The organism is Blochmannia endosymbiont of Polyrhachis (Hedomyrma) turneri, assembly GCF_000973505.1.
In the GTDB taxonomy this organism is placed as follows: domain Bacteria; phylum Pseudomonadota; class Gammaproteobacteria; order Enterobacterales; family Enterobacteriaceae; genus Blochmanniella.
This window is the reverse complement of record NZ_CP010048.1, coordinates 413888-432286: the sequence shown is the minus strand read 5'-3', so window position 1 is coordinate 432286 and position 18399 is coordinate 413888. Positions and strand designations below refer to the sequence as shown.

Annotated in this window: 17 protein-coding genes and 1 tRNA gene; 9 read left to right on the top strand and 9 right to left on the bottom strand. The window is 27.5% G+C overall.

Annotated features, from left to right (window positions below):
- Window positions 1–95: 95 nt before the first annotated feature.
- From msbA to BTURN675_RS01805, 5 genes are all read left to right on the top strand, one after another.
- Complete coding sequence (gene msbA / locus BTURN675_RS01825; RefSeq protein WP_046288851.1) at window positions 96–1844, top strand: lipid A ABC transporter ATP-binding protein/permease MsbA; 1749 nt, start codon at window positions 96–98, stop codon at window positions 1842–1844.
- The gene (gene lpxK / locus BTURN675_RS01820; protein WP_046288850.1) at window positions 1844–2866 is read left to right on the top strand and encodes a tetraacyldisaccharide 4'-kinase; all 1023 of its coding nucleotides are present in this window, start codon (window positions 1844–1846) and stop codon (window positions 2864–2866) included. Before msbA ends, lpxK begins: the two co-directional genes overlap by 1 nt.
- 109 nt (window positions 2867–2975) lie before the next feature.
- A complete protein-coding gene (locus BTURN675_RS03305; protein ID WP_046288849.1) occupies window positions 2976–3161 on the top strand; it encodes a Trm112 family protein in 186 nt (61 codons plus the stop codon).
- Window positions 3158–3925: a 3-deoxy-manno-octulosonate cytidylyltransferase gene (kdsB, locus tag BTURN675_RS01810; RefSeq protein ID WP_046288848.1), complete on the top strand. Its 768-nt coding sequence runs from the start codon at window positions 3158–3160 to the stop codon at window positions 3923–3925. Before BTURN675_RS03305 ends, kdsB begins: the two co-directional genes overlap by 4 nt.
- A 93-nt stretch (window positions 3926–4018) precedes the next feature.
- On the top strand, window positions 4019–4615 hold the full coding sequence (locus BTURN675_RS01805; RefSeq protein WP_046288847.1) for a UbiX family flavin prenyltransferase: 597 nt from the start codon (window positions 4019–4021) through the stop codon (window positions 4613–4615).
- 67 nt (window positions 4616–4682) lie between these two features.
- Here BTURN675_RS01805 and BTURN675_RS01800 read toward each other — a convergent pair whose 3' ends face one another.
- Window positions 4683–6566 (bottom strand): inverse autotransporter beta domain-containing protein, encoded by a 1884-nt coding sequence (locus tag BTURN675_RS01800; protein ID WP_046288846.1) that lies wholly within the window; start codon window positions 6564–6566, stop codon window positions 4683–4685.
- Between the two features lie 200 nt (window positions 6567–6766).
- Here BTURN675_RS01800 and fumC point away from each other — a divergent pair, with 200 nt between their 5' ends.
- A complete protein-coding gene (fumC, locus tag BTURN675_RS01795; protein ID WP_046288845.1) occupies window positions 6767–8170 on the top strand; it encodes a class II fumarate hydratase in 1404 nt (467 codons plus the stop codon).
- A gap of 155 nt (window positions 8171–8325) precedes the next feature.
- Entirely contained in the window at window positions 8326–8964 is a 639-nt protein-coding gene (gene nth, locus BTURN675_RS01790; protein WP_046288844.1) for an endonuclease III, read from the top strand.
- Window positions 8965–9033: 69 nt separating this feature from the next.
- On the opposite strand, the gene tyrS is transcribed toward nth, so the two are convergent.
- From tyrS to grxD, 4 genes are all read right to left on the bottom strand, one after another.
- A complete protein-coding gene (gene tyrS / locus BTURN675_RS01785) occupies window positions 9034–10317 on the bottom strand; it encodes a tyrosine--tRNA ligase (protein WP_046288843.1) in 1284 nt (427 codons plus the stop codon).
- 106 nt (window positions 10318–10423) lie between these two features.
- Window positions 10424–11080 carry a pyridoxamine 5'-phosphate oxidase gene (pdxH, locus tag BTURN675_RS01780; protein ID WP_046288842.1) on the bottom strand — a complete coding sequence of 219 codons (657 nt, stop codon included), beginning with the start codon at window positions 11078–11080 and terminating at the stop codon, window positions 10424–10426.
- Window positions 11081–11310: 230 nt separating this feature from the next.
- Complete coding sequence (slyA, locus tag BTURN675_RS01775) at window positions 11311–11799, bottom strand: transcriptional regulator SlyA (protein WP_173424202.1); 489 nt, start codon at window positions 11797–11799, stop codon at window positions 11311–11313.
- 899 nt (window positions 11800–12698) lie between these two features.
- Window positions 12699–13058 carry a Grx4 family monothiol glutaredoxin gene (grxD, locus tag BTURN675_RS01770; RefSeq protein ID WP_046288840.1) on the bottom strand — a complete coding sequence of 120 codons (360 nt, stop codon included), beginning with the start codon at window positions 13056–13058 and terminating at the stop codon, window positions 12699–12701.
- 1059 nt (window positions 13059–14117) lie between these two features.
- Between grxD and BTURN675_RS01765 the strand changes: the two genes are divergently transcribed.
- A tRNA-Val gene (locus tag BTURN675_RS01765) sits at window positions 14118–14191 on the top strand.
- A gap of 133 nt (window positions 14192–14324) precedes the next feature.
- Window positions 14325–14561, top strand: a complete 237-nt coding sequence (locus tag BTURN675_RS01760) for an LPP leucine zipper domain-containing protein (protein ID WP_046288839.1) — start codon at window positions 14325–14327, stop codon at window positions 14559–14561.
- A 90-nt stretch (window positions 14562–14651) separates the two neighbouring features.
- On the opposite strand, the gene sufE is transcribed toward BTURN675_RS01760, so the two are convergent.
- Genes sufE through sufC form a run of 4 tightly spaced genes read right to left on the bottom strand, consistent with a single transcriptional unit; the run spans window position 14652 to window position 18374 of the window.
- A complete protein-coding gene (gene sufE / locus BTURN675_RS01755) occupies window positions 14652–15101 on the bottom strand; it encodes a cysteine desulfuration protein SufE (RefSeq protein ID WP_046288838.1) in 450 nt (149 codons plus the stop codon).
- A 10-nt stretch (window positions 15102–15111) separates the two neighbouring features.
- Window positions 15112–16359 (bottom strand): SufS family cysteine desulfurase, encoded by a 1248-nt coding sequence (locus BTURN675_RS01750; protein WP_046288837.1) that lies wholly within the window; start codon window positions 16357–16359, stop codon window positions 15112–15114.
- Entirely contained in the window at window positions 16328–17653 is a 1326-nt protein-coding gene (locus BTURN675_RS01745; protein ID WP_046288836.1) for a SufD family Fe-S cluster assembly protein, read from the bottom strand. Before BTURN675_RS01745 ends, BTURN675_RS01750 begins: the two co-directional genes overlap by 32 nt.
- Complete coding sequence (gene sufC, locus BTURN675_RS01740; RefSeq protein WP_046288835.1) at window positions 17637–18374, bottom strand: Fe-S cluster assembly ATPase SufC; 738 nt, start codon at window positions 18372–18374, stop codon at window positions 17637–17639. The genes BTURN675_RS01745 and sufC overlap by 17 nt, the downstream gene beginning before the upstream one ends.
- Window positions 18375–18399: the final 25 nt, after the last annotated feature.

Here is an 18399-nt window from a genome sequence, read left to right as displayed (position 1 = left end):
CTCATTTTTTTCAATATAACAATGAGTGTATTAATGTTAAGTTATGTGTTATGTTATTTTTTTGCTGGGAAAAATTATTTTCATTAGGAAAATGAATGTCTAAATCTATTAATGATTTGTCTACATGGCGGACTTTTTGTCGTCTTTGGCCGATGATATCTCCTTACAAAATTGGCTTGATTATTTCTTCGATTACTTTAATAATTAATGCTATTAGTGATGCGCTTATGTTGGCTTTATTAAGACCATTGCTGGATGATGGTTTTGGAAAAGCAAACAAAGAGATTTTTGTTTGGATGCCATTAGTAGTTGTTTGTTTAATGGGATTACGAGGTTGCAGTGGATTTATTTCTAATTATTGTATATCTTGGGTTTCTGGAAAAGTAGTTATGCAAATGCGTCGCCAATTGTTTCAACATATGATGAGTATGCCAGTATCATTTTTTGGTAATCAGCCTGTTGGAAAATTGTTATCTCGTATTACTTATGATTCTGAGCAGGTAGCATCATCGTCTTCTGGTGCGTTAATTACTGTTGTTCGCGAAGGTGCTTCTATTATAGGTTTATGTAGTATGATGTTTTATTATAGTTGGCAATTATCGTTGATTTTAATAGCAATTGCTCCAATTGTTTCATTGACTATTTATTTGGTATCTAATCGTTTTCGTCAAATTAGTGAAAAAGTGCAAAATGCTATGGGGCAAGTGACTAGTAGCGCAGAACAAATGCTTAAAGGACATAAGGAAATATTGATTTTTGGCGCGCAGTCTATTGAAAATAAAAATTTTCGTTATATTAGTAATCGTATGCGTCAACAAGGGATGAAAATGGTGGCTGCTGTATCAGCTTCTGATCCTTTAATTCAATTTATTGCTTCTTTGGCATTGGCAACAGTATTGTATGCGGCTAGTATTCCTAGTATTATGGAAACATTAACTGCAGGTATTGTAACTGTTATTTTTTCTTCTATGATAGTTTTAATGAAACCATTAAAATCATTAACTAATGTCAATGCCCAATTTCAAAGAGGTATGGCGGCCTGTCAGGCTCTTTTTGCTATTTTAGATATGGAAGCAGAAAAAGATGATGGTACATTAGAAGTAAAAAATATTGCTCATAGTATTATGTTCAATAATGTTACGTTTTTTTATCCTGGTAAAGATACCCCAACGTTATATAATGTTAATTTTACTATTCCTGCTGGAAAGACTATAGCGTTAGTGGGTCGTTCTGGATCCGGAAAAACAACTATTGCTAATTTATTGACTCGATTTTACAATGTTCACGATGGTGAGATATTACTTGATGGGGTGAGTCTTAGTAAATACAAGTTGTCTTCTTTACGTAGTCAAATTGCTTTAGTATCGCAAAATATTCATTTATTCAATGATACTATTGCTAATAATATTGCTTATGCTACTAGTGGCGTATATTCCAGGGAGGAAATTGAGACTGCTGCAAATATGGCATGTGCAATGAGTTTTATCGGAAAAATGAAGTATGGTTTAGATACCATAATTGGAGAAAATGGAGTATTATTATCTGGTGGACAAAGACAAAGCATTGCTATTGCTCGTGCTTTGCTTCGTGATTGTTCTATTTTAATTCTTGATGAAGCTACTTCGGCTTTAGATCTTGAGTCTGAATGGATGATTCAAAAAGCATTAGAGACATTAAGAAGGAATCGATCATCGTTGGTAATCGCTCATCGTTTGTCAACTGTAGAAAGAGCTGATGAAATTTTGGTAATAGACAATGGTCGAATTATTGATCGGGGAATTCATCAAACACTTATTAGTCGTCAAGGAATATACTCTCAATTATATCAATTACAGTTTTCATAATGTTTATTAGGCATATTTGGTTTAATAATATTTTCCCATATTATTTGTTATTGTTGCCGTTTTCTTGGTTGTATGGTTTTGTTAGTTATATTATTAGGCTTAGTTTTAAATATGGCATATTTAAAGTGTATCGTTTTCCACTATCTGTTGTAGTTATAGGCAATTTGACAATTGGTGGTAATGGGAAGACACCTATGGTGTTATGGTTAGTGCGACAATTGAAACATCGAGGATGGAATGTTGGTGTAGTTTCAAGAGGTTATGGAGGACGTTCTCAACGTTATCCGATTATTTTAGATAAAAATAGTAATACTGATGAATGTGGTGATGAGCCGATACTTATTTGGCAACGTACGAATGTTCCAGTGGCCGTATCGCCTTGTCGAACAGATGCAGTAGCTAAATTATTAAAAACTTATCCACTATTAGATATTATAATATCTGATGATGGTTTGCAGCATTATTCTTTAGCAAGGGATATTGAATGGGTTGTTGTTAATAGTGAGTACCGTTTTGGAAATGGCTGTTTGTTGCCGGCTGGACCTATGCGCGAAAAGCTTAACAGGTTGAATACTGTACAGCAAGTAATTTTTTCTGGTAATCATGTGATGCCAAGTGAAATATCTATGAGGGTAATTCCAGTTGCAATTGTTAATATATTAACTAAAGAACGACGATTACTTAATACTATATTGTCTGATGTGGTTGCAATGGCTGGGATTGCACATCCATCTCAATTTTTTTCTACATTACATATGTATGGTGTTATTCCAATTAAAGAGGTATCATTTTCAGATCACCAAATATATTCTGAAAATGTTTTAGATAGGGTAGCTGAAAAACATGAATTATTATTGATGACTGAAAAAGATGCAGTTAAATGTTGTTTATTTGCTCATGATAATTGGTGGTATTTGGAAGTGGAAGCAGTTTTATCTCAACAATCAAAAAAATTATTAATAAGACCAATTGAAAAAAATATTTTAAAGTATAAAAAACATATTTTTAATAATCATATATAATTTAAAAAAATATGTATTAAAAAGAAATAAATTGTTTGTTCTTTGAAGTGGTTGTTGTTTTTATAAACTCATGCAATGAAGGAAAATTTATATTAATAATGAGGTTATCATGGATAATAAATTATTGAGAATTCTTGTTTGTCCGATATGTTATAGATCTTTATATTTTTTAAAATCACAGTGGAAATTAATTTGTAGATTTGATCAAATATCTTTTCCTATTTTACATGGTATTCCAATATTGTTAAAAGATAGATCTAGGAATTTTTTTTTTAATGATAAGATAAAAAGATGAGTTTCGTTGTTATTATACCCGCTCGATTTTCTTCTAGTCGATTTCCTGGTAAACCGTTAGCCACTATTCAAGGGAAACCGATGATTGTACGTGTTATGAAAATTGCATTAATGTCTCATGCTGAACAAGTAATTATTGCTACCGATCATATTGGTATACTGAATATAATTAAAAAAGAAAAAACTCTTGCAGAGGTTATATTAACGAGTACAGATCATCAATCAGGTACAGAACGATTAGAGGAAGTTGTTAAGAAGTATCAGTTTTCGGATAATCAAATAATTATAAATCTTCAGTGTGATGAACCATTAATATCATCAGATATGTTGAATCAAGTAGCAAATAATTTGTTAACTATGAATGATATTAGTGTTTCGACGTTAGCTGCTCGAATAGTTTCTTTAGAAGAATTGTATAATAGTAATGTGGTAAAAGTAGTAGTAAATATAAAAAATCATGCTTTATATTTTTCTCGTTCTTTGATCCCCTGGTGCAAAAATTATTCTTTATTTGTTAATGAGAATCAATATGTTGATAATATTTTTTTGCGTCATATTGGAGTTTATGCTTATCGTGTGAGTTTTATTCATCGTTATGTTAATTGGAAAATTACCTCTTTGGAAAAAATTGAATCTTTAGAGCAACTTCGAATATTATGGTATGGTGAAAAAATATATGTTTCGGTAATTAATAATAATGGAATTTATATTAATGTAGATACTCCTGAGGAATTAAATCAGGTGAACGAATTTTTAGAAAAATAATACTATATTATAAAAACTATTTTTTCAATATATCAGGTAATTTTTTTTTGGTGAGTTTTTGAAATTTATTAATATTAGCATGGATAATTATTAATGTCTTGTAAACATAAATTAATAATAGGGATATCAGGTGCTTCTGGTATTGTTTATGGTATTCGTGCATTGTTTTTATTACGGCAGTACGATATAGAATCTCACCTTATTGTTACTAGAAATGCTTTAACAGTATTGCGACAAGAAGTTGGAATTACTAAAACAAATTTGTATAAACTAGCCGATAAAACTTACTCTTTTCGCGATATTGGTGCTAAAATTTCTAGCGGTTCGTATTTAAATGATGGAATGTTAATTGCTCCGTGTTCTATTCGAACTATGTCAGAAATTGCAGCTGGTATTACTTCTTCATTAATGACTCGTGCTGCTGATGTTACTTTAAAAGAGAAAAGAACCTTGGTTTTAATGGTGCGAGAAACACCGTTACATATTGGTCATTTGCGTAAAATGATTGAGCTTACTGAAATGGGTGCTATAATTATGCCTCCTGTTCCGGCATATTATATGCATCCGAAAACTGTTGATGATATTATTAATTATACAGTGATTCGAGCGTTAAATCTTTTTAGAATTAAAAATATAGGGGAAGAGTTTTGTTGGTCTGGTATGGTTAGTGAACATATATATTGTAAATAGGTTTTTATTATTTAGGAGATATATTTTAAAATAATTAAGTGGATAATATTTGTATTGCAAGGATTTTTTAATTGTCTGAAAATTCGTTGTTGTTGCTATTTATTGAAATTTTATCATCATTGTCTGTATTATCACTGTCTGATGTTAATATATTTTGTCGTTCTATGATTTTTAATATTGTTGTTATTTCTGAATTATTACTATTAGTGCTATTTGTTGAGGTTGTTTTTTTTCTTTTTTTAGTAATACTGTTGAGTTTTGCTAGATGTTGTTCGCTTCCTAGAGAAGAGAATTGTTTTTGTTTACACTGATTGATATTTTGTATTAATTCTTTAGACATTTGATTATCGTGGTAATTATCACAATTATCATCATTTGATGTATATTGGTTGCTTGGTTGTTGTATTGTCACATTTATTTTATCTTGTGTAGTTGAATAAGTGTTAGGGAAAGGTGGTGGGGGAGGTATAATTTGTGTTTGATAATTATGATAATGTGTATTTTTTTCTTGTATTTTAGTTTTTGAATCTTTTTTGGTGATAATTTTGTTAGATTTGTTTGAACATTCATGGTTAATTATTATGTTTGTGTTACTATCATGAGTATTATTTTCAGATGATTTTTCTTTTTTTTCTTGATTAATAATGTTATCTTTATTATCAATGAGTGAAGGATCAGAATTTTTATTCATTATATGTATTTGTTGTAAATTTTTTATTTTTGAATTAACTGGTTTCATTATAGAGGTTAAATAATCGTCATTTAAGTGTTCTTTCTGTTTTATATTATAGGTAGTAATAACAGCAAATAATTTTAAATCATTATTATTTGGATGATAATTTTTTTTAAGTTGGGTGTTACTATTATTTTTTTCTAATTTGAGTATTTCATATTTGTTTTGTTCAACATATTGTGTTGTATTAGTTATATTGTTTTCATGGAATATATTTTTTAGTAATAATGGTATTTCATCAGAATTATTCTGAATGATATGTATACTGTGTCGCATTATATTTGAATTATTGTCATTATTATAATAGTCAGTTAGAATATTATTATTTCTGTTGACTGTATAGTTTTTGTCTATTAGAGCTTCTTTTTTGTTGTTATTTATATCTTGGTTATATGATATTATTTTATTTGAAAGAGTAATCAATCTATAGTTGACTGTGATGTTAAATTTTGTTCCATGAATTTTTTTTTGGTTATAAATGGTTTTATCAATACTGAAAGTAAACATTGGTATTGGTGTATAGTCAATACCTAGTGTTATTTTATAATTCGATTTATTTTGTTTTATCATGAGTTTTTTTTGTACATTGTGATTGTTGTTATGATTAAAAGAACGTTCCATACTTATTTTTCCCATTGTTGCTTTAAAAAATGGTAAGGCGCTTTTAATGCGTATGTCATAAGAATGAGGATAGTGTATTTTATTTCTTATTGTTAAATAAGATTTACTAAACATATTGTAATATATATTGGTAGTGATATGTGTTTGTTTTTTAAACAATTCGTGTCCTATACTTAAAAAATTTTTTTTATTTTCAGATATAATTGTGTCATAAAAAATATTATTACCGATTATTAGATCTTTTCGATAGTTTTTTCTGTATCCGACGCCAAAATTATATATTTTTTTTTCGTGAGAATTGTTTAAGCTTATTTGGTTAAACATTAATTTTTTATAATTTTTAAAGTATGTGTTTAATAAATTTATGGAATTATGGTTTATGTGTATTTCTGATAAAAAACGTTCAGGTATATATGAGTGAATAATGTGGTTGTTTTGTGTTAAATCATTGTTATAATTATTTTTTTTTAAATATTTATAATATTTTTTATAATTTTGATTAGTATGTTGCGGATATTTTTTTTTATGTTGATTGTTTTCATATATGTTAATTATTTTGTTTTTATAACAGTAATATCGATTACATTGAGATAGCATAAAAATTATTGTACTAATAGCGAGAAAATATTGTATCTTTGTTCTATGATTATTCATTATTAAATATCGTTTAATGATAAATATATGATTAACAGTTGATTTTAATTGTAATAATAGATAGATAATAATATCATAGTCAATTAATAATAATAAATTGTTATTTTGATGTAGATAATTTATTATAATGAGGGGTGTTTGTTATGTCTGTTTTTCGTCTTGAAAAAGATTCAATAGGTTATGTTGAAGTGCCTGTCGATCATTTATGGGGAGCACAAACGCAACGTTCTTTAAGATATTTCAAAATTTCTTACGAAAAGATGCCTAATGAAATTATTATAGCTCTTGCACAAATTAAGTATGTTGCTGCTATGATCAATAGTGATTTAGGTTATTTGGATCCAGATATAGCAAAAGCTATTATGTATGCAGCTGATGAAATAATCTCTGGGAATCATTTTAGTGAATTCCCGGTATCTTTGTGGCAGACAGGATCTGGTACGCAAAGTAACATGAATATGAATGAAGTACTTGCGAACCGTGCGAATACATTGTTATTCAATAATCAGAAAAAAAATAATAGTAATAAACAATTGGTACATCCTAATGATCATGTTAATAAATGTCAAAGTTCTAATGATGTATTTCCAACGGCTATGCATATTGCAGCGGTAGTCATGTTAAAGGAACGGTTATTGCCAGCAATTATTGATTTTAATAAAACATTATTTGATAAATCTAATAATTTTAAAGATATTATTAAGATTGGTCGAACACATCTACAAGATGCAGTTCCGTTAACTCTTGGGCAGGAGATGTCCGGATGGTTATCCATGTTGGAACATAATGTTATTCGTATCAATGATAGTATTACTGATTTATATGAATTAGCGTTAGGTGGCACTGCAGTTGGTACTGGATTAAATGCGTATCCAGAATATTCTGTTCGTGCTGCGAAAGAATTGGCCATTTTGACCAAACATCCTTTTGTCACTGCAAAAAATAAATTTGAATCTTTAGCAACTTGTGATGCTTTAGTACATAGTCATAGTGCATTAAAATGTTTAGCTGTTTCTTTAATAAAAATATCAAATGATATACGTTGGTTGTCTTCTGGTCCAAGATGTGGAATTGGAGAACTAAATATTCCAGAAAATGAACCAGGGAGTTCAATTATGCCAGGGAAAATTAATCCTACGCAATGCGAAGCTATGAATATGTTGTGCTATCAGGTTCTTGGGAATGATACTACAATAAATATTGCTGGTTCTTCTGGCAATTTTGAGTTAAATGTTTGTAAACCTGTGATTATTTATAATGTTTTACAATCAATTCGTTTATTGTCAGATGGTATTAAAAGTTTACACTATCATTGTGTGATGGGAATAAAACCAAATATTGATAGAATAAATTATTTATTAAATAGTTCGCTTATGTTAGTTACTGCATTAAATCCTCATATTGGATATGATAAATCTTCTGAAATTGTTAAAATTGCTTATAAGTATGGCTTGAGTTTGAAAGATGCTGCGGTGAAATCTGGTTATTTAACAGAAGAGGAGTTTAAAAATTTTGTAAAAATAGAAAACATGGTGAATGATTTGTAATATTCGAATAATGATTATTGTTATATATTATATTGATAATTGATTTTCCATTTTGTGAAATATATGAAGTGTTTATCGATCGTTTGTGTGTTAGTATTTTATATTATGTTTGAATGTAAATTATGAATAGTATTATTTTGTAATTAAATTTCACTGTGAATAAAAAAATACGTTATAAAATTTTGTACAGATTTTATATATCTAACCCTAAACCAGTTATTGAATTGGATTATCGTTCTTCATTTGAATTGTTGATTGCGGTATTACTTTCTGCGCAATCTACAGACAGACAAGTGAATCAGGTCACTAAGAAATTATTTATGATAGCTGATACACCTGGGAAAATGGTTGCATTGGGTATAAGCGGTATAAAAACATATATAAAATCAGTAGGTTTGTTTAATAACAAAGCTAAAAATATTTTTTATACTTGTCGTCTACTTATGGATAGATATCATGGATTAGTTCCCGAAAATCGTATTTTATTAGAAGAACTACCTGGTATTGGTCGTAAAAGTGCAAATGTAATACTTAATGAAATTTTTTCTTGGCCTGTAATTGCCGTAGATAGGCATGTTTTCAGATTTTGTAATCGTACTCGATTTGCGGTGGGAAAAAATGTGTATGCTGTAGAGAAAAAATTATCAAAAGTTGTTCCAAATAAATTTAAAGTCCAATGTCATCGTTGGTTTGTGTTGCATGCTCGGTATATTTGTATGGCTAAAACTCCATTATGTGATATTTGTTTTATTAATGATATGTGTGATTTTTATAAAAATTTTTCTATAAAATAAAATAATTTTTTTAGTATAATATTTTAACTTAATTCCTATGATTCCTGTGTATACTTTTTTTATTTATTATTATTTCCAATGAATTAGTGAGAAATTTTTTTTTCCTTTTCGTAATAACGTGTAAGAATTATATAAAATATCTTTGTTCTGGAAGATATATTTTTTTTCTTGTGTTTTTTTTTCGCCATTTATCAAAATACTATTTGATTCAATTAGTATACCTGCTTGATATTTAGATGGTGCAAATTTAGTCAGTACTAATGCTTCTTGTAAACTGATTTTATCTTTTTTAAATAATATGATTGTAGGTATCCCGTCATATTCAAGTTGAAGAAAATCTGTTATGGTTAATTGAGATATTTTATTTTCAAATAGATTTTTAGTCATGCGCTCTACAATATTTAATTGTTGTTTTCCATGTACTAGTCTTGTAATTTCTTGAGCTAATATTTTTTGATGTCTTATGTTGTTATTACTTTTTTTATTTTCTAGTTCTAATTCGTTAATAGTTGCCATATCTAAAAGAGTGAAAAATTTTAAAAATTTATAAACATTCTTATCGTCCGTATTAATCCAAAATTGATAGAATGTATATGGACTAGTTTTATTTTTATCTAGCCATATTGTTGCATTTTCAGTTTTTCCAAATTTTGTGTTATCAGATTTTGTAATTAATGGTAATGTTAATCCATAAACGTTTTTTTGATATATGCGACGTATTAAGTTGATTCCAGAGATAATATTCCCCCATTGGTCTGATCCCCCTATTTGTAATATTGCGTCATAATGTTTGCATAAATATGCAAAATCATAACTTTGTAAAAGGTTGTATGAAAATTCAGTAAATGAAATTCCAGTATTATTTTTTTTTAATCGTTGCTTAATACATTCTTTATTAATCATTGTGTTGATAGAAAAATTTTTTCCTATATTACGTAAAAAATCAAGGATATTCATAGAAGAAAACCAATGATAATTATCAATTATAATTGCACCATTATTTTTATTATTAAGATCTAAAAAAGTAGCGACTTGTTTTTTTATTTTTTCCGCCCATTTCAATATTATTTCTAAAGAGTTAAATGGACGTTCAGTGATCTTAAAACTAGGATCTCCAATTAGTCCAGTGGCACCACCTATTAAAACTATTGGTCGATGTCCGGCTAATTGAAAACGTTTTAAACATATTAATGGTATAAGATGTCCTAGGTGTAAACTATCAGACGTAGGATCAAATCCACAATATAATGTAATTATTTCTGAATTTAATTTGTTTATTAAATTTTTTTGATTGGTTATTTGTGAAATCAAATATCGTTGTTGAAGATCGATGATCAGGTTGTATTTGTTCATTAGTATGTTCTCATTGTGTTGTTGTTTGCAACTCAATTTGTTACATTATATACTACTTGTTATTTTTAAATTTTCATAGTTGATTCAAATTGTAATTTTATAAGTATTAAGGTGATAATCGGTCAATATGCCATTTTTTATCTTTTTTTTTATAAATAAACCGATCATGTAATCTATGTGCTCTACCTTGCCAAAATTCCATAGTAGTAATATAGATTTGATACCCCCCCCAAAAGTTAGGTACAGGTACTTTAATGTTTAAAAATTTCTTTTTAAAATATAAAAATCTTTTTGTAAGTCTTGTTCTAGAGTTTATTATTTCAGATTGGTGTGAGACCCATGTGCTGATTTGGTTATGTCTTGGTCGACTGTAAAAATATTTGATGTTATCTTTTTTTGGTAGTTTGGAGGCATATCCTGATATTATTACTTGTCTATCTAATGTGGTCCATGGAAAACATACACTAACTTTTGGATTATGTTGAATATGCATAGCTTTTTTGCTTTTAAAGTTTGTATAGAAGATAATTTTGTTTTTATTAATAGTTTTAAGTAAAACTAATCGTTGACATGGTTGTCCTAATTCATCTATTGTTGCTAAACACATTGCTGTTGGATCAAGCATTTTGCTTTTACAGGCTTGGTTTAACCATATTTTAAATAGTTGTATCGGTTCATTTGTTAAATTTTTTTGAGATAGTGTGCTATGTGTATATTCTCTTCGTATTTGTTTGATATTTCCAGTTTGTTTTTTTTTGTGCATTATCAATAATTCCGATTATTTTCTACTATAATTTATGTTTAAATAAAATTGAATAATTTTGGTGGATATTTTTAATCATATTGATAAAAAAATATTTTTTACCATTGATTTTTATTTGGATGGTAAAGAAAGTGTAATGTATAATCGATATAAAATATTCATGCTATAACAACACTTGTATGTTATAATTGATTGTTATGGCATAAATATTTATAGAGAGCTGGAATTGATCATCTATTATAAAGGTTCATAATGTTTTTTTCTAATTTTAAAATAATTTTTGTTAAAAATCTTATATCTTCTTCTTTAATTCCAGATAGAATTTCGTTTCTAGTTCCGTTGATAACATCATTAACTTTTCTTATAATTGGTGAAGCAAGCTCTGTTAATTTTATTCTTTTAGCACGGCGGTCATTGATACAAGTGTGTCGTGTTATCAGTTTTTTTTCTTCAAGTTGATCTAATGTACGTACTAAAGATGGTTGTTCTATTCCTATAGCTTTTGCTAATTGAATTTGTGATTGTTCAGGTGGTAATTGACAAATATTATGTAATGTAATCCAATGTGTTTGTGTGAGTTCTAATGGTTTGAGTCGATGATCAATCAATGCTCGCCATATTCGTACTAAACGTGCTAAATCTGATCCCAGTGGTGTTTCCAATTTTCTCTCCTTATAGTTGGGGTAGTTAAGTGAGTATTTTCTCGATTTACTATCCATCCTAATGGGTGGATGAGAAAATTATCAAATTATGAAATTTTTATTAATCCAGTGTGTTGAGATTTAGATTAATAAAAACAGCATATATTCTCTAATAATATTAAAATATTTTGAATATTGTATATCGTTTGTTTAAGTGAATTACTATATATTATATTGTATAGTTTTGATATTTTATTTATGTATCATTATAATCATAGTTAATGTTTTATATATTAGTATATAATTTTTATATTTTTAAAATTCTTGTCGTATAAAATTAAAATACATTAGTTTATAATATTATCATATATTTATTAGCATGTATATAACTTATTTTGATATAAATGAAACATTTATTTTAAATGAATTATATTATTAAAATAATTAGTTGTATATTAAATATATGCAATGTGATTATACCATATTTGATCAGTATATCGAATGTTTTTATTGTGTATACTGAATGAGATAATGAATAATAAAAACGTATTTTAATATTTTAAAATTTTTGATATAATTTAGAAAGAATCCATATTTTGGTGTTGTATTAGTTTATGTATTTTTTTATGATATCAAAGTCGGAATATCAGTATAAATGTATTTCGAGTATGTCAATGGACAAAGGTCTTATAAGAATGAGAAATATTTATAGATGGGAAATGTTTAAGTGTGTTTTACGATGGTTACATTTAAAAGTTAATTTGGTCTTGGAGTGATTTAAAAAATATTTTTTTAAGAAATGGTAACATGTTGAAAAATTTAACAGTTGTCCTGAATCGTTTTTAAGCTTTTAAATGTTATTATTATTTTAATAATAATCTGATCATTCAAACGTTGTACCGTAGTAATTTTTTTAAAAAAATAGACGGTTAACTTTCATTTTAAAATTTAAAAATGCATTACAGAAGATAAATATTTTAAGATGCTTTAGTTATATTATCCGAATTATTTGTCTTTAAATTGTATTTTAACTTTATCCTTTTAATTAAGTTCTGAAGTTCACCTTTTTTATACATTTCCATCATAATATCAGATCCTCCAATGAGTTCAGAATCTATCCATAACTGAGGATAAGTTGGCCAATGTGAAATTTTTGGTAATTCTAATCGAATATCAGGGTGCTCTAAAACATCAACGTAGGAAAATGGTGTATTACACTTTAATAATATTTTTACTGCTTGTGAGGAAAAACCACAATTCGGTAGGTTAGGTGAACCTTTCATATACAAAAGTATAGGGTTTTTCGATATTTGTTTTTTTATATTCTTGATTATCATATTTACGGTTATTTATAGATTTTTTTTGAAATTTATATTTAGGTATCATCAATACTACCAACTAACATTAGCATTATAAATTATAAATATTTTTAATCAATATCTTTTTTTGTTTTAAACAATACTGCAACTGTTATTGTTTTTAATTTTTTACTTAAAAATATCATTCTATCATTGATAGAACACATAAATAATTTTTGTGTATAGTTTGTATTAGTTTTTTAAAAGATAGTAAATTCAATATAGAATACATGTCGTTTTGTAAGAATATTAGTATTTTTTTAAAAATGGTGCATGTTTAGATGATAATGGTGATTTTTTTAAAAAAATCAATAATTAATGTAAAATAGTATTGATTTTGATATCTATAATTGATGGTTAAGTTAGATTATTAATAATAATTTTTTTAAATGTACTTTATAATATTATATTTATTATTATATTTTTCAAGAATATGTATTATGTTATCGATGATATAAAAAAATATTTTTATTCACTCTGAATGGGTGATATACACAATATTGTATAGCTATTAATTATTAATAAGTATTCACTGTTCTATATTAGAGTCATATTACTTTTTATATTTTTTATATTAATAAGATGAAATATTTTTTGATGATATGTTAAAGTTTCCCGAATGATTTTGAGTTTTAGATGCTATTAATTAAGTAATAGTAGATGATGGTTATTAATAATTTATTTAGTAAATATTGATAAACTGTAATTAGATATAGATATATATTATGTGTAAATTAACTTGTTTAAACAATTAAATATATTAAAAAATATAACAAATAGTTTTTATAAATTTTTGTTTGTTTTGAATATTTTATTTGTTAAAATGTATAAACTAGTATAGTGGTGTTGTTATAATGTTAGTCGATATATTTTTTTATTTTGAAATCATGTATAATTTATATTATATTTATGCCATTTTATGTTATAGATAGTAATGCAGTTATTGAAATTTATGTATATTTTTGTAGTATTTGATTATAGTATTTATAGTTTGACCATGTACTAACAATTGGTTATAATAAAATTCGTTTTATGTATGCGTTCTTAGCTCAGATGGTTAGAGCGCTACTATGACATGGTAGAGGTCAATGGTTCAAATCCATTAGAACGCATGAAAGGTTGTGTTAGTAGTGTAATTATTATAATGGAGATGCTTATTTTTGTTTTTTTAAAAAAATAATTTTAATTAAAAAATATTAGTTGTACACAACTAAATTATATAAAAAATAAATAAGGATATTGTTAATGAATACATGCAAGTTAATATTATATGTTGTTTGTTTTGGTTCGGTATGTTTATCTGCATGCAGCACGAGAAATGTAGTTGAACAACTTTCTTCTGATGTACAAACATTAAATGCTAAGATGGATCAAGTGACCAATGATGTAAGTGCATTGCGGCCTGAAGTACAAATTGCTAAGGATGATGCTATTCGGGCAAATCAGCGACTTGATAATCAAGTTTCTTCATATCGTAAATAAACAATTATTGACCATTTTTTGTTTTTTTATTGTAAAACTTATGACAGAATGGTGTACATACTTTGTATGTACACCATTCTGTCTGCTTGTTTAATGGGAAATTGTGGATAGTTTTCTGGCGTGATTATAAATAGTTTGCAATATTGATCTTACCCCTTGCGATCGAGAATACGTTAAATGTTCAGTTAATTCTAATTGATTTAGAAAATGGTATGGATCAAAATAGATAATTTCTTCTATTGTTAATCCTTGATACATAATAAATATTATACACAAAATTCCTTTTGTTATAGCGGATTCACTGTCACCATAGAATCTCACAATATTTTTTCCGTTTTTTATGTTTGTTATTTTCATGATAAACCAAACTTTGCTTTGACATCCTGGAATTAAGTTTTTTTCTGATTTCATCGATTGGGGAATCGATGATAAATAGTTTCCAAGTTCAATAATATACAAATATTTTTCTTCCCAGTTAATACAATTATGAAAGTTACGTAATACAATATTTTGGGTTGGTAAATTCACTATATTATTCATAAAGGTGGTTTTAATTGTTATTTACGCGATGTTTGAGTAGGTGGCTAATTTTCATTATACCATGAATTAATTGATCAATTTCTTCTTTATTAGTATATATAGCTAATGATATTCGACACATAGTAGAAACATTAAAATAATTCATAACTGGCATTGCACAATGGTGTCCAGTTCTAATAGCAATACCATTTTGATCTAAAAATAACCCAATATCATAAGCATGATATTTATTAATATTAAAGGAAACAACTGATATGCGATCTTCTTTAGGACCATAAATTGTTATATTTTTTATTTTTTGTAGAGATTCTACTGCATATTGCATAATATTTTTTTCATATAGTTTTATTTGATCTAATCCTATATTATTGATGTATCTAATAGCTGCCCCTAATCCAGCTATTCCATTAATGTTGGGTGATCCTGCTTCAAATCGCCAAGGTGGTGCGAGAAATGTTGTATCTGTATTAAGATTTACTTTTTGAATCATACCTCCCCCGACTTCCCATGGAGACATAATTTGCAGTATAGATTTTTTTCCATATAATATACCTATTCCCGATGGCCCATACATTTTATGACCAGAAAAAACATAAAAATCACAATCTAGGAGTTGTACATCTATTTTTTCATGCACAATAGCTTGTGCTCCATCAACTAATACAATGATAGAACTCCTAATTGTTCGAATATTATTGATAATATCTTTTAATGGGTTTAGTGTGCCCAATACATTAGAGACATGAGTAATTGATAATAATTTTGTATGGTTATCAATTAAGTCATTTAACATATTAAGATTTAATGTACCATTTGGTAATAATGGTATTATTCGTAATGTGATGTTTTTATTTTTTGCAAGCATTTGCCAAGGGACAATATTTGAATGATGTTCCATTTCAGTGATTATAATATTGTCTCCCTCTTCTAAATATTGATGGCCCCAAGTGTTTGCTACTAAATTGATACTTTCAGTAGTTCCTTTAGTAAAAATTATTTCATCTGAAGATGATGCATTAATAAAACTTGCTACATACATTCGAACTTCTTCCATTTCTTGTGTTGCCAAGTTAGCTAATGTGTGAACCCCTCTATGTACAGCCGAATATTTTTGTTGATAAAATTGGCTTTGGTAATTAATTACTACATTGGGTTTTTGTGTACTAGCAGCATTATCAAGATAAATTAATGGCTTGTGATTAATTTTTGTTTTCAATATTGGAAATTCAGACCGAATTTTTTTTATGGGATATACCATTTTGAAATATCCTTGTTAAAATATTAATAATACGTGTAGAAATATTTTTTTGAATCTCATTATCATTAATAGTATCTATAATTTCTAATGCAAAAGCGTATACAATTATTTGGCATGCTTGTTGATATGGAATCCCTCGTGTACATAAATAGAATATTTCTTCATGATTGATGTGCCCAATCGTTGCTCCATGAGAGCATTTGACATCGTCAGCATAAATTTCAAGTTGTGGCATAGAATAAATTTTAGAGAATGGATGTAATAATAAATTTTTGCTAAGCATATTTCCATTAATTTTAATAGCTTCTTTATCTACTGTAATTAATCCTCTAAATATACCTTGTCCTTGATTACCTGAAATAATTTTGTGTATTTGCTTGCTTGAATTATATCCTGGTGTGTTATGTTTTACATAGGTAGACATATCAAGAATGTCCTCGTCTAAAGGTAATAATAGACTGTTAAGTGATACAGCAGCATATTTATCGTGTAATATTGTACTGGTTTGATGTTGATGGAAATGGTTTCCATAAATATTAAATACATTGCTTTGAACGATAGAATTACAGTGTATATGTATATCATTATGAGAGATGTGATAACTAGCACGATTTTCAAAAGATAGTTTTGTATGTTCTATGCGTGCGTTAGAATCAACTATAATAGATGTACGTGCACCAGTAAAATGACTATTTGTATTTGCACTAGCGAAATGTTCAACAATTTCACCATGAGAATTTTTGTGTATTTTAACATGATGTCTGTAATGGATATTCATTAATATATTGTTATCATTAGATCCTTGATTAATATGTAATAAATATAGTGGAATTTTTGCTGTCGTGTTATTAGGAAGAGAAATATATGTAGTTTCATAACTTAAACATTCAGTTAAATATAAAAATATTTCCGGTTGGATTGGTTGTGGTAGGAGTTGGTGCATATTTCTATTTATTATTTTTATTTTCCATGGCCCAGTATCTTGAGTGCTTAATTCTTGGGAAAAAAAACCGTTGATAAATACTAGTTGATATGCTGGTTTATTTAAATTGATGTTATCTCGAATAGTGGTGTTTATTGGACAGTTTTTGTTCGCATTAATAAAATTGTTAGCAAGTAGTTTATGCAGTGGGATATATTTCCATTTTTCATTATTTTGATTGGTTAATCCGTATTTCTGGACTTTTTCCCAATACTGATATTTTTGGTTAGAATGAATTTTGTTTTGTTCTTTAAATAAATGGTACCATCTATTTATTATATTATTGTCAATGTAATTAGGCGAGCCATCCATAACCTTTTTCCTCGAGTTTTTTAGCTAAAGATATATCTCCTGATTTTATAATGCATCCTTGATATAAAATATGTACAAAATTAGGTTTAATATGTTCTAATATTCTTTGATAATGTGTAATAATAATAAACGATCGTGTGGAGTTTTTTAGTGTGTTAATTCCATTAGAAACGATTTTAAGCGCATCAATGTCTAACCCAGAATCTGTTTCGTCTAAAATGCATAATGATGGTTCTAATACGGCCATCTGTAGAATATCGTTACGTTTTTTTTCTCCTCCTGAAAATCCAACATTAATTGAACGATTTAAAAAATCAACAGGCATTTTTAAAAGTTTTAATTTTGATTTTATAAAATCGTTGGCATCAAATCGTTCTAAGATTGGTTGGTTACGATATTTTCTTACTGCATTTATAGCAGTTTGTAAAAAAAATTGATTTTTGATTCCTGCAATTTCAACAGGATGTTGGAATGCCAAAAAAATTCCCGCTCCGGCACGTTCATTTGGTTCTAAAAGAAGTAGATCTTTGTTTTTAAAAAAAATAGATCCTGAGGTTACAATGCAATCTTTACGACCGGCAAGTGTTGCTGCTAAAGTGCTTTTTCCTGCTCCATTTGGTCCCATGATAACATGTGTTTCACCAGATTGAATTTGCAAATTTACGCCATTAAGAATGTTTATATTATCGACATTTACTTTTAAATTTTTGATCAACAGCATATGTTTCTCTTTAACTAGTTGAATA

What these genes read in the sequence shown, in the direction of transcription:
- sufE (WP_046288838.1), bottom strand. Translation starts at nt 15,101, where the DNA reads ATGAATAATATAGTGAATTTACCAACCCAAAATATTGTATTACGTAAC.
- fumC (WP_046288845.1), top strand. Translation starts at nt 6,767, where the DNA reads ATGTCTGTTTTTCGTCTTGAAAAAGATTCAATAGGTTATGTTGAAGTG.
- kdsB (WP_046288848.1), top strand. Translation starts at nt 3,158, where the DNA reads ATGAGTTTCGTTGTTATTATACCCGCTCGATTTTCTTCTAGTCGATTT.
- tyrS (WP_046288843.1), bottom strand. Translation starts at nt 10,317, where the DNA reads ATGAACAAATACAACCTGATCATCGATCTTCAACAACGATATTTGATT.
- BTURN675_RS01760 (WP_046288839.1), top strand. Translation starts at nt 14,325, where the DNA reads ATGAATACATGCAAGTTAATATTATATGTTGTTTGTTTTGGTTCGGTA.
- slyA (WP_173424202.1), bottom strand. Translation starts at nt 11,799, where the DNA reads ATGGATAGTAAATCGAGAAAATACTCACTTAACTACCCCAACTATAAG.
- lpxK (WP_046288850.1), top strand. Translation starts at nt 1,844, where the DNA reads ATGTTTATTAGGCATATTTGGTTTAATAATATTTTCCCATATTATTTG.
- grxD (WP_046288840.1), bottom strand. Translation starts at nt 13,058, where the DNA reads ATGATAATCAAGAATATAAAAAAACAAATATCGAAAAACCCTATACTT.
- BTURN675_RS01745 (WP_046288836.1), bottom strand. Translation starts at nt 17,653, where the DNA reads ATGGATGGCTCGCCTAATTACATTGACAATAATATAATAAATAGATGG.
- BTURN675_RS01750 (WP_046288837.1), bottom strand. Translation starts at nt 16,359, where the DNA reads ATGGTATATCCCATAAAAAAAATTCGGTCTGAATTTCCAATATTGAAA.
- BTURN675_RS01800 (WP_046288846.1), bottom strand. Translation starts at nt 6,566, where the DNA reads ATGCTATCTCAATGTAATCGATATTACTGTTATAAAAACAAAATAATT.
- BTURN675_RS01805 (WP_046288847.1), top strand. Translation starts at nt 4,019, where the DNA reads ATGTCTTGTAAACATAAATTAATAATAGGGATATCAGGTGCTTCTGGT.
- msbA (WP_046288851.1), top strand. Translation starts at nt 96, where the DNA reads ATGTCTAAATCTATTAATGATTTGTCTACATGGCGGACTTTTTGTCGT.
- sufC (WP_046288835.1), bottom strand. Translation starts at nt 18,374, where the DNA reads ATGCTGTTGATCAAAAATTTAAAAGTAAATGTCGATAATATAAACATT.
- pdxH (WP_046288842.1), bottom strand. Translation starts at nt 11,080, where the DNA reads ATGCACAAAAAAAAACAAACTGGAAATATCAAACAAATACGAAGAGAA.
- BTURN675_RS03305 (WP_046288849.1), top strand. Translation starts at nt 2,976, where the DNA reads ATGGATAATAAATTATTGAGAATTCTTGTTTGTCCGATATGTTATAGA.